This window comes from Pseudomonas inefficax (assembly GCF_900277125.1).
In the GTDB taxonomy this organism is placed as follows: domain Bacteria; phylum Pseudomonadota; class Gammaproteobacteria; order Pseudomonadales; family Pseudomonadaceae; genus Aquipseudomonas; species Aquipseudomonas inefficax.
On sequence record NZ_OPYN01000123.1, the window covers coordinates 145,740 to 157,128 of the forward strand.

Below are 11,389 nucleotides of genomic sequence, written 5' to 3' on the forward strand. Positions count from 1 at the left end.
TCACAAGGACAATAACAATGCACTCGAACCCCGTTTCCATCAGTCTCTCCAGCTACGGCGCCGACTTTGTCCGGCAGCGTGGCCAGGAGCACTTCCTTGGCCTGCTGGCTGCCGCCGGCGTCACCCGTGTTGAACTGCGCGAAGAGCTGTTCACCCAGGCACCGGACACTGCAGCGCTGGCTGCCGCCATTGCCGCACAGGGCCTGGAGTGCCTGTATTCCACGCCCCTCGAACTGTGGACCGTACAGGGCGTGCCTGACCCGCAATTGGCGCACAAACTGCAAACCGCCCGAGCCCTTGGCGCGGTAGCGCTCAAGGTTTCCCTGGGCCACTACCACGCAGGCTGTGACGTCGCGGCCTTGGCGACGCTGTTGCCGGTGCACGGGCCGTTGTTGCTGGTGGAGAACGACCAGACCACCCAAGGTGGGCGAATTGAACCCCTGCAGCAGTTTTTCCAGCGCGCCGACGAGCTCGGGCTGACCCTGGGCATGACCTTCGACATCGGTAACTGGCAGTGGCAGGGCGAGCCTGCCCGGCACGCCGCACGCCAGCTTGGCCGCTGGGTGCGCTATGTGCATTGCAAGGCAGTGCAGCGCCGGCCCGATGGCCGCCTGGTCGCCATCCCGCCAGCGACCGCGGACCTGCAGGAATGGGCTGAGCTGATGGCCGAGTTCACCCCCGGCGTGGCGCGTGCTGTCGAGTACCCGTTGGTGAGCGACGATCTGCTGGCGCTGACCCGCGACCAGGTGCGCGACCTGGCGGCGCTGGGGCAGGGCGTATCGAGTGAGGAGCTGAGCCATGCATGAGCATGACGTGTTGTGTTTCGGCGAGACCATGGCCATGTTCGTCGCCGAGCAGGCCGGCGACCTGGCCAGTGTCGGCCAGTTCGGCAAGCGCATTGCCGGCGCCGACAGCAACGTGGCCATCGGCCTGGCGCGGCTGGGCTTCAAGGTCCGCTGGCTGAGCCGGGTGGGCGACGATTCGCTGGGCCGTTTCGTGCTCGACAGCCTGCGCCGCGAAGGCCTGGACTGCTCCGGTGTCGAGGTGGATGCCAGCTACCCCACCGGCTTCCAGCTCAAGGCCCGCTGCGATGACGGCAGCGACCCGGCGGTGGAGTACTTCCGCCGTGGTTCGGCAGCCAGCCAGCTGTCGCCGGCGCTGCTGCGCCCGGGCTTTGTGCAAGCCCGCCATTTGCACGCCACCGGCATCCCGCCGGCGCTGTCGGAGGGCTGCCGGGCGCTCTCCCATGCGTTGATGGATGCCATGCGTGCCGCCGGGCGCAGCATCTCGTTCGACCCCAACCTGCGCCCCTCGCTGTGGCCTGACCAAAGCAGCATGGTGCGCGAAGTCAATGCCCTGGCGGCCAAGGCCGACTGGGTTCTGCCTGGCCTGGAAGAGGGCCGCCTGCTGACCGGCCAGCACACCCCGGCAGACATCGCCGCGTTCTACCTCGACCAAGGGGTGGAACTGGTGGTGATCAAGCTGGGCGACGCCGGTGCCTACTTCCGCAGCGCCAAGGGCGAGGGCCAGGTGGCACCAGTACCGGTCAGCCGGGTGGTAGACACCGTTGGCGCAGGCGATGCCTTTGCCGTCGGTGTGCTCAGTGCGCTGCTGGAGGGCCACCCGGTAGCCGAGGCAGTGGCGCGTGGCAACTGGTGCGGCAGCCGCGCCGTGCAGTCGCGTGGCGACATGGAAGGGCTTCCGCTGCGCCATGAGCTGCAAGCCCACGACCTGCGCAGAAGCGCGTGATCACTTGACCCGAAACACCTGTTGCAACAAAAACAACAAGCTCAGGAGAAACGAACCATGCAAAGCCAAAGCCTGGCACCTCGCCGCTGGTGGTACATCATCCCGATCGTGTTCTTCACCTATAGCCTGGCGTACCTGGACCGCGCCAACTACGGGTTCGCCGCCGCTTCCGGCATGGCTGAAGACCTGCATATCACCCCCGCACTGTCTTCGCTGCTGGGGGCACTGTTCTTTCTTGGTTACTTCTTCTTCCAGGTGCCCGGCGCCATCTACGCCGAAAAGCGCAGCGTGAAGAAGCTGATCTTTGTCTGCCTGATCCTCTGGGGTGGCCTTGCCACGCTTACCGGCGTGGTCAGCAACGTCTACATGCTGATCGGCATCCGCTTCCTGCTCGGGGTGGTGGAGGCGGCGGTGATGCCGGCCATGCTGGTGTACCTGTGCCACTGGTTCACCCGCGCCGAACGTTCGCGCGCCAATACCTTCCTGATCCTCGGCAACCCGGTGACCATCCTGTGGATGTCGGTGGTGTCGGGCTATCTCGTCAAGCATTACGACTGGCGCTGGATGTTCATCATCGAAGGCCTGCCCGCCGTCATCTGGGCGTTCTTCTGGTGGCGCCTGGTGGATGACCGCCCGGCCCAGGTGAACTGGTTGAGCGAGCAGGAAAAAGCCGCCCTGGAGCAGGCGCTGGCTGCCGAGCAGCAAGGCATAAAGCCGGTGAAGAACTACCGCGAGGCGTTCCGTTCGCCGCAGGTGATCATCCTTTCGCTGCAGTACTTCTGCTGGAGCATTGGTGTGTATGGCTTCGTGCTGTGGTTGCCGTCGATTCTCAAGCAGGCGGCCAACCTCGATATCGTGCAGGCCGGCTGGCTGTCGTCGGTCCCTTACCTGGCGGCGGTGCTGGGCATGGTCGGTGTGTCGTGGGCGTCTGACCGGCTGCAGAAGCGCAAGCGCTTCGTCTGGCCGCCACTGTTGATCGCCGCCGTCGCGTTCTATGGCTCCTACGCCCTGGGCAGCGAGCACTTCTGGCTGTCGTACGCGTTGCTGGTGGTTGCCGGCGCCTGCATGTACGCACCCTATGGCCCGTTCTTCGCGATCGTGCCCGAGATCCTGCCGGCCAACGTCGCGGGCGGTGCCATGGCGCTGATCAACAGCATGGGTGCGCTGGGCTCGTTCGGTGGCTCATGGCTGGTGGGCTACCTCAATGGCGTCACGGGCGGGCCCGGTGCCTCCTACCTGTTCATGTGTGGTGCGTTGCTGACTGCAGTGGCGCTTACCGCCGCACTCAATACTTCCCAGACATCTGGCCGGGCCAAGCGCGGCAACTCGCGTCTGGCCATGAACCATTAGGAACCTGCGCAATGAAGAAGCGAATCGTGCTGTACAAACGCCTGTCCGACGACTTGATGGCGCGCCTGCAAGANCGCGTCGAGGTGACCTGGGTGGATACCTCCGGGCCCGATGGCCTGGCGCGCCTGCGCGATGCTTTGCCCGGTGCGCACGGGCTGCTGGGAGCCAGCCTGCGCCTGGACGCCAGCCTGCTCGACCTGGCGCCACAGCTTGAAGTGGTGTCCAGCGTTTCGGTCGGGGTGGACAACTANGACATCGCCGAACTCAGCCGGCGGGGCGTGATGTTGACCAACACGCCGGATGTGCTGACCGAAACCACCGCCGATACCGGCTTTGCCTTGATCCTGGCTACCGCCAGGCGGGTTGTGGAACTGGCGAACTGGGTGCGAGACGGCCACTGGCAGGCCAACCTTGGCCCGGCGCATTTCGGCAGCGATGTGCACGGCAAGACACTGGGCATCGTCGGCATGGGCCGCATCGGCGAGGCCCTGGCCCGGCGCGCCGCGGCTGGCTTCGGCATGCGTGTGCTGTATCACAGCCAGCGTGCCAAGCCTGAGGTGGAGGCGCGCCATGCTGCGCGTCAATGCAGCCTGGACGAGCTGTTGCAGCAGGCAGATTTCGTTTGCCTGACCGTGCCGCTCAGTGCCAGCACCGAAGGCCTGATCGGCGCGCGGGAGCTGGCGCTGATGAAACCACAGGCAATCCTGGTGAACATTTCCCGCGGGCGCGTGGTGGATGAGCCGGCGCTGATCGAAGCTTTGCGTGCCCGACGCATACGCGGCGCCGGCTTGGATGTATTCGCGCAGGAGCCGTTGTCGGCGCAGTCGCCGTTGTTGCAACTGGACAACGTGGTGGCGACCCCGCATATCGGCTCTGCGACCGAAGAAACCCGCCAGGCCATGGCGCGCTGTGCGGTGGACAACCTGCTCAGTGCGCTGGCCGGCGAGCGCCCGGCCAACCTGGTGAATGGCTGACGCCAGGTTCACAAGCCTGCGGGGTCCCTGTGGGAGCGGGCATGCCCGCGAAGCAGGCGACGCGGTGGATGGCACCGGCTACGCCGGTGTTCGCGGCTAAAGCCGCTCCCACAGGTACGGCGCATTCCTTCAGCTGACGGGGGACTCTGTGGGAGCGGGCATGCCCGCGAAGCAGGCAACGCGGTGGATGGCACCGGCTGCGCCGGTGTTCGCGGGCGCGCCCGCTCCCACAGGTATGGCGCATTCCTTCAGCCGGTGGGGGTCTCTGTGGGAGTGGGCATGCCCGCGAAGCAGGCAACGCGGTGGATGGCACCGGCTGCGCCGGTGTTCGCGGGCGCGCCCGCTCCCACAGGTTGGTGCATTCCTTCAGCTGATGGGAGACTCTGTGGGAGCGGGTTTACCCGCGAAGAATCCAACACGGTGCATGGCACCGGCTACGCCGGTGTTCGCGGGCGCGCCCGCTCCCACAGGTATGGCGCATTCCTTCAGCTGACGGGAGACTCTGTGGGAGCGGGTTTACCCGCGAAGAATCCAACACGGTGCATGGCACCGGCTACGCCGGTGTTCGCGGGCGCGCCCGCTCCCACAGGTTGGTGCATTCCTTTAGCTGATGGGGCTCCTGTGGGAGCGGCCTTGCCGGGGCGCCGGACCGGTCGGAAAGGGCTGCAAGGCAGCCCCCGGAGTCAATGCGATTCTGAACGCTGCGCCTGCGCTGGCGCAGCAGCCTCTACAGGCTCCAGCGGTGGGTGCTCCTGCGCCGCATGCATCAGGTCTTCGGTCACCCGCAGCTCGGCACCGGTCGGCGAGAAGGTGGTNGAAGCGGTGAACGGCGCTGGGTGCTCTGCCGCCGGGCGCTTGCCACGGCGCCACATGAAGAAGCACACCATGGCCAGATTGACCACGGCAAAGGCCCAGAACAACCCGGCCTCGCCAAACTCGGTCATCATCGGCGAAATCGCCACCGGCGCCATGGCCGAACCCAGCGAGTTGATCAGCAGCAGGCCCTGGATCATTGGCACCAGTGCATCCGATGGCGCCCGGTCGGCCGCATGGCTGACCGCCACCGGGTACAGGGTGAACACGCCACCCCCCAGCAGGAACAGCATCGCCGGCAGCAGGATCGAGTCCGACGGCAGGAATACCGTGACCAGCGACAGCAGCACGCACAGCGCGGCCAGGGCGATCAGCACATCCTGGCGGTCCTTGCGGTCGGACCAGCGCCCGACCGGATATTGCAGCAGCATGGCCCCCAGAATCACCCAGGCCATCATGTTGCCGACCTCGCCCACATCCAGACCGATGCGCTGCAGGTACAGCGGCAGCAGGGCATAGATGCCGGCAATGGCCACACCTGATCCGAAGCAGCCAACCAGGCCCGACGGCGCCACGCCCAGCAACTGGCGCGGCTTGAGCGGTTCGACCTGATCCAGCAGCGGTGACACCCGTGGCAGGATCACGATGGGCAGCACCGACAGGGCGGCGAGCACGCCGGCCAGCATGAACGGTGCGGTGTCACCCATGTGGGTGATTTCGCCAAGGCCGGCCTGGGCGATGACCCCGGCGCCATAGAAGGCGATCATGTACAGCGCCAGCAGGCGGCCGCGGATCTTGGCGTCACCGGCTAGCAACAGCCAGCTTTCGATCACCAGGAACACGCCCACCGCCGCCCAGCCGTTGATCAGGCGCAGCAGCGACCACCAGGTGACGTCGTAGAACAGGCCTTGCAGCAGGATGGTCACGGCGATCAGCGAGGCGAAGCTGGTGTAGGCGCGGATATGGCCGATGCGCAGGATCAACCGGTCGTTGAAGATGGCACCCAGGGTCAGGCCGATGAAGTAGGTCGAGGAGACCACACCGATGGTGGTGGCCGACTCGCCGGCAGCGCCCAGGCGCAGCGTGGTAAGGGAAGACATGAAGCCGTTGCCCAAGGCAATGATGAACAGCCCGAGCAGGGGCGCCAGCGCCATGGCCAGCAAACGCGGAGACATATGTACCTCTAGTTGGATGAGCGGAATGAGCGCCTTTTCGGACGCGCACGCCGGCTCGACCCGAACGGGGCCGAGGGGCTGCACGATGTGCCTGGGCTGGATGCGACGCTGCCGGTTGCCACCGTTCAAGGCGACGGGCGAAAAGGAAGCGCGATTCTACGGGCTTGCGCGGTTTTGCCCAAGGGGCCTGGGTGTGCGACGAGACGCCGCAGTCTGTGGGCGGCACGAATGCGTCTGTGGCAGACATCCAAGGGGCCGCTATGCGGCCCAATCGCCGGCAAGCCAGCTCCCACAGGTAACGTGCCAAGCCTGAAGTAGCGCTGGCCCCTATGGGAGCTGGCTTGCCGGCGATTGGGCTGCAAAGCAGCCCCCGGCAATCCCGAAGTCTGCGGCATAATGCGGGGCCCACCTCCAAGGAAGGCCACCATGTTCGCTTCGCTGTTCGCCGTCTTGGCCCCGGTTTTCATCGTCGCTGGCATCGGCTATGCCTGGGCCCGCAAGGGCCTGGACTACCCCACCGAATTCATCGCCCGGGTGGTGATGACCGTCGGCACCCCGTCGCTGGTGCTGTCCACGCTCAGCCGCACCGAGCTGGACCCGAATGCCTTCACCAGCATGGCCATGGCTTGCCTGCTGTGCACCCTGGGCATGGCCCTGGCCGGCTTGCTGGTGTGCCGCGCCTCGGGCCTGCACTGGCGTGTGCTGCTGCCGGCGTTCATGTTCCCCAACACCGGCAACATGGGCTTGCCGATCAGCCTGTATGCCTTTGGTGAGCACGGCCTGGCCCTGGCGGTGGCGTTCTTCCTGACCCTGTCGATCGTGCAGTTCACCCTTGGCATGGCCATTTCCGGTACTGCGGCTTCGTTCAAGGCACTGCTGCGCAACCCCATCGTGATCAGCCTGGCCGGCGCCATGCCGATCATCTTTTTCGATTTCGAGTTGCCGCGCTGGCTGGCCAATACGGCAGACCTGCTGGGCGGCATGACCATCCCGCTGATGTTGCTGACACTGGGCGTGTCGCTGGCCAGCATTCGCCTGCGCCATGTGGGCAGCGGCATGCTGCTGGGCGGTTTGCGCATTGGCCTGGGTGCTGCCGTGGGCTGGGCGGTGGGGGAGGCGCTGGGCATGGCCAGCCTGGAGCGTGCGGTGCTGGTGGTGCAGTCGGCGATGCCGGTGGCGGTGTTCAACTACCTGATGGCGGTGCGCGCCAACCGCGAGCCGGAGCAAGTGGCGAACCTGGTGATGTGNTCCACGGTGCTGTCGTTTGCCTGGTTGCCGGTGGTGCTGGCCTGGTGGATGTAAGCCGCTTGTACCGGCCTCTTCGCGGGCATGCCCGCTCCCACAGGTACAGCGCAGCTCTCAAAACCAGTGGTGCACCTGTGGGAGCGGGCGAGCCCGCGAAGAGGCCGGTACAGCAAACGGCTATTTCTCCTGCAACCGCCACCCTTGGCTGGTCAGCACCATCGCCCGGGTTTCCTTGAGCGGCGTGTCATTGCTGGCCACCGCCTTGCCCAGTTCGGCAATGCTGGCCTTGACCCCGTCATCCCCAGCCCAAGCCGGCAACCCGGTGATCCTGTAGGCATAGGTGACATTCGAAATCTTCTGCCCGGTCACCTCGCTCGGCTCACTGAACTGCTCGATCGCGGTGACCTGAGCCTTGCCGAAGCACAGCCCGTTATCTGCCTTGTAATACTTTCGGCCTTCGTCGGTGAGGTCATAGGCGTAATAGATGTCCGTGCGTGCCGCTTGCCACAGGCGGGCGGGCACTTCGGTACGCGAGATCTCCTTTTCGCTGACCACACCTACCTGGGCCAGGGCATGCAACGCCTTGTTGGTGCCATGGAGGTCGAAGTCCTGGGTTCTGGTAGGGAATGAACTGATGACGAAGCAGTGCGGGTACTGGGTATCGAGGTAGGCCTGGGCGGCCTTCTGGAAACTGGCCTCGCTGATGTCCTCGCTGTTCGAGCAACCGGCCAGGGTTGCCAACAGCGCCAGCGGCACGATCTTCCTGTACATGGTGACACTTCCTTGAGTGGCATAGGCAAACGGGTCGTGCGCGATTAGAACCTACGGGCTAGAGCGGCGCAATCATGGCACGACGGCATCTCTGCATGTGCTTCGTTGGCCTCTTCGCGGGTGAACCCGCTCCCACAGGCATGCACAGTTTTCAAGACCTGTGCTGAACCTGTGGGAGCGGGTTTACCCGCGAAGAGGCCAGTGGCATCAACATCAATCCTGGCTGCGCGTATCAATACTGACCACCACCGACATCCCCGGCCGCAAGTGCTTGGCCTCTGGCTGCCCGGCATCCACGGTGATCCGCACCGGTATGCGCTGGGCAATCTTGACGAAGTTGCCAGTCGCATTGTCCGCCTGCAGCAAGGCGAACTCCGAGCCGGTGGCCGGCGAGATCTGCTGCACGTGCCCATGCAGCTTCAGGTGGTTCAGCGCATCCACGGTGAAACTTGTCGGTTGGCCAATGCGCACATTCGCCATCTGGGTTTCTTTCATGTTGGCGATCACCCACAGGGTGTCGGGCACCAGCGCCATCAACTGCGCACCAGAATTGACATAGGCCCCAAGGCGCGTGCCGATCTGCCCCAGCTGGCCGTCGCGCGGGGCGGTGACGCGGGTGTTGTCGAGGTCGATGCGGGCCAGCTCCACGGCGGCCTTGGCGTTTTCCACCGAGGCCTCCAGCGCGGCCCGGTTGACCACTACGGTTTCGCGGTCCTGGCGGGCGATTTCCAGCGCCGCCTTGGCCTGGGCCAGGCTGGCGACCGCTGCGGCTTCGCTGGCTCGGGCCAGGTCCAGGTCGCGGCGCGACACCGAGCCATCGCTGACTAGCGCCTGGTTGCGGCTGAGGTCGGCCCTGGCCTTGGCTGCCTGGGCAGTGGCATCGCCAATGGCGGCCTGGCGCTGGGCAATGGTGGCTTCGGCACTTTTACGCTGTTGCAGGTTGTTGGCCAGGGCCGCCTGTTGTTGCTGCAGCTGGGCGATGGCCTGGGCCAGACGTTGCTTGTAGATGCGGTCGTCCAGTTGCACCAGCAGGTCGCCGGCCTTGACGAACTGGAAGTCATGCACCGGCACATCGACGATATAGCCGCTCAGCTGCGGCCCGATGATGGTCACCTGGCCACGCACCAGAGCGTTCTCGGTGCTTTCGATGGCACTGCCGAATGGCGGCAGGCGCCAGGCATACAGCACCAGCAGGATGCCGGCCAGGGCTACGCAGGCAAAGCTGATCGAAGACAGGATACGCACCCGCCGCGAGCGCACCGGGCTGGTCGGCTCGCTGGGCGGCGTGGCGCCTTCCGGGGTTTCGGCGATGGCAGTGGTGGTCGTGGTGCGGGTGTCGTCGGTCATCGGGTGGGCGCGCCGGGGTTGGATTCAGGGGAAACGGCCCGGCGCTTGGTGTGCCAGAGCCAGGTGCTACGGATGCAGATCCAGACCATGGTCAGGATAGCGATGCTGCCGATCAGCACGAACACATCGTTGTAGGCCATGATATTCGCCTCGCGGGTGGCGGCACTGGCCAGCAGGCGCATGCCGGCTTCGCTGCGCAGGGCTGGGTCGGCAATGATGCCGCCGTAGCCGGCACCGCCACTTTGCACGCGGGCCGTGACCAACGGTTCCAGGTAGCTGAGGCGGTCCATCAGGTGGCTGGAGTGGAATTTTTCCCGCCAGGTCTGGAAGGTGCCCAGCAGCGCCGCGCCAATCAGGCCGCCGAGGTTGTTGCAGATGCCGAACAGCACCGAGAAACTCACCAGGTTGCGCGGGTTGGCGCGCACATGGCTGATGCCAAGGGCCATGGACGGGCCGAGGAAGAAGGTGCTGCCGAACGCCAGCAGGAACTGGCTGAGGTACATCTGCGCCGGGCGGGTGAGGTTGCTCGAACTGCTGTCCATGAAGGCGCCTGTGGCCATGGCCAGCAGCGAGATCAACAGCGGGATCACCAGATGGTTGGGGTTGATGGTGAGGGCACTGCTGGCCAGGCCGGCCACCGCGCCCAGCAGCATGACCGCGTACAGCGTGCGCATCTGTTCGCTGCCCAGGTTCAGCGCCTGCAGGAAGCCGACCGCCCCGGTGGACTGCTCCGAGGTGACCATGCGGATCAGCACCACGCACAGGGCCAGGCGAATGATCGCGCCGCTACCCAGCCAGCGGGTCATCAGCAACGGGTTCTGGCGGTTGTGCTCGATGGCCAGGCCGCTGAAGATCAGCGCGATCGAGGCCGCCAGGGCCATGCCGATCCAGGGCGCCTCCAGCCACCAGTCGATACGCCCCAGTGACAGCACGGCGCAAAGCAGCGCGGTGCCGCTGGCCATCAGCGAGAAGGTGAGGAAGTCCAGCGGCTCGAAGGTCTTGAAGCGGTCACCGGGGGGCAGCTTGAGCATCAGCACGCAGCCCAGAGCGGCAAGCGCCAGGCCCAGCTCGAACAGGTACAGGCCGCGCCATTCGGCGATCTGCAGCAGGTCTTCGGAAAATATCCGCGCCAGCGGCAACGCCAGCTGCGAGGCGCCCAGGCCCAGCACCATCGCCTTCAACCGCCATTGCGCCGGGAACGCCTGGATCATGTAGTACAGCCCCAGCGAGCTGAGCGCGGCGCCGACCATGCCGTGGGCCGCGCGTACGGCGATGGCCGAGTTGAGGTCGTTGACCAGCAGGTGGGCGAAGGTGACCAGGGCATAGAGCACCAGGAACACCTCGGTGAACGCGCGCAGGCCGAACTGCTGGCGGAACTTCACCAGCAGCAGGTTGATGGACACATTGGTCATTACGTAGGCGGCCGGCAGCCAGGCCATTTCCGCCGTGGTTGCGCCCAGCGCACCTTGCAGGAACACAAGGTTGGCGGTGACCAGCGCGTTGCCCAGGCCACCGGTGATGGCCACCAGCAGCCCGACCACGCCGTAGGCCAGGCGTTTGGCGGGCGTGTGCAGGGGCGTGGAGGGGGAGCCCGGCAGGCTGGGTTTTTCGTGGGGGAGCCACTGGCGTGGGGCGTATTTGTCCATGGGGCAGACTGTACTTCAGCGGCCATTGCAAAAAGACAGTCTACAGCCTGCACCGGCCCNTTCGCAGCACAAGGCTGCTCCTACAGGTACTGGTGCTATACCGGTAGGAGCAGCCTTGTGCTGCGAAGGGGCCGGAGCAGGCGCTACAAGGCCTTGGCCAAAAACTGCGCAGTGCGGCTTTCAGCACACCCGGCCACCACCTGCGGCGTGCCGCTGACCACCACCTGCCCCCCGGCATCCCCGGCCCCAGGCCCGATGTCGATCACCCAGTCGCTCTGCGCCACCACTCGCATGTCATGCTCGACCACCACCACGCTGT

At 65.7% G+C, this 11,389-nt stretch carries 9 protein-coding genes; 5 read left to right on the forward strand and 4 right to left on the reverse strand.

All coding sequences use genetic code 11. The features are described 5' to 3' along the window. Positions 1 to 17 precede the first annotated feature (17 nt). From JV551A3_RS14970 to JV551A3_RS14985, 4 genes are read left to right on the forward strand one after another with little or no spacing between them, the layout of a single operon-like run. Positions 18 to 806, forward strand: coding sequence for a TIM barrel protein (locus JV551A3_RS14970; RefSeq protein ID WP_133972268.1), 789 nt, complete (start codon positions 18 to 20; stop codon positions 804 to 806). Further along, positions 799 to 1,749: a sugar kinase gene (locus tag JV551A3_RS14975; protein ID WP_133972270.1), complete on the forward strand. Its 951-nt coding sequence runs from the start codon at positions 799 to 801 to the stop codon at positions 1,747 to 1,749. Before JV551A3_RS14970 ends, JV551A3_RS14975 begins: the two co-directional genes overlap by 8 nt. Before the next feature lie 57 nt (positions 1,750 to 1,806). Further along, complete coding sequence (locus tag JV551A3_RS14980; protein ID WP_133972272.1) at positions 1,807 to 3,099, forward strand: MFS transporter; 1,293 nt, start codon at positions 1,807 to 1,809, stop codon at positions 3,097 to 3,099. Positions 3,100 to 3,110: 11 nt separating this feature from the next. After that, positions 3,111 to 4,073: a 2-hydroxyacid dehydrogenase gene (locus JV551A3_RS14985; RefSeq protein WP_133978848.1), complete on the forward strand. Its 963-nt coding sequence runs from the start codon at positions 3,111 to 3,113 to the stop codon at positions 4,071 to 4,073. Positions 4,074 to 4,756: 683 nt separating this feature from the next. Here the strand turns inward: JV551A3_RS14985 and JV551A3_RS14995 are convergent. Beyond that, on the reverse strand, positions 4,757 to 6,061 hold the full coding sequence (locus JV551A3_RS14995) for an MFS transporter (protein ID WP_133978852.1): 1,305 nt from the start codon (positions 6,059 to 6,061) through the stop codon (positions 4,757 to 4,759). Positions 6,062 to 6,487: 426 nt separating this feature from the next. On the opposite strand from JV551A3_RS14995, the gene JV551A3_RS15000 reads away from it, so the two are divergent. After that, complete coding sequence (locus JV551A3_RS15000) at positions 6,488 to 7,363, forward strand: AEC family transporter (protein WP_133978854.1); 876 nt, start codon at positions 6,488 to 6,490, stop codon at positions 7,361 to 7,363. 120 nt (positions 7,364 to 7,483) lie between these two features. On the opposite strand, the gene JV551A3_RS15010 is transcribed toward JV551A3_RS15000, so the two are convergent. The 3 genes from JV551A3_RS15010 to JV551A3_RS15020 form a co-directional block, all read right to left on the reverse strand. After that, positions 7,484 to 8,077 (reverse strand): hypothetical protein, encoded by a 594-nt coding sequence (locus JV551A3_RS15010; RefSeq protein WP_133972280.1) that lies wholly within the window; start codon positions 8,075 to 8,077, stop codon positions 7,484 to 7,486. 213 nt (positions 8,078 to 8,290) lie between these two features. After that, a complete protein-coding gene (locus tag JV551A3_RS15015) occupies positions 8,291 to 9,424 on the reverse strand; it encodes an HlyD family secretion protein (RefSeq protein ID WP_133972282.1) in 1,134 nt (377 codons plus the stop codon). Beyond that, entirely contained in the window at positions 9,421 to 11,070 is a 1,650-nt protein-coding gene (locus tag JV551A3_RS15020) for an MFS transporter (protein WP_133972284.1), read from the reverse strand. The genes JV551A3_RS15015 and JV551A3_RS15020 overlap by 4 nt, the downstream gene beginning before the upstream one ends. Positions 11,071 to 11,389 lie beyond the last annotated feature (319 nt).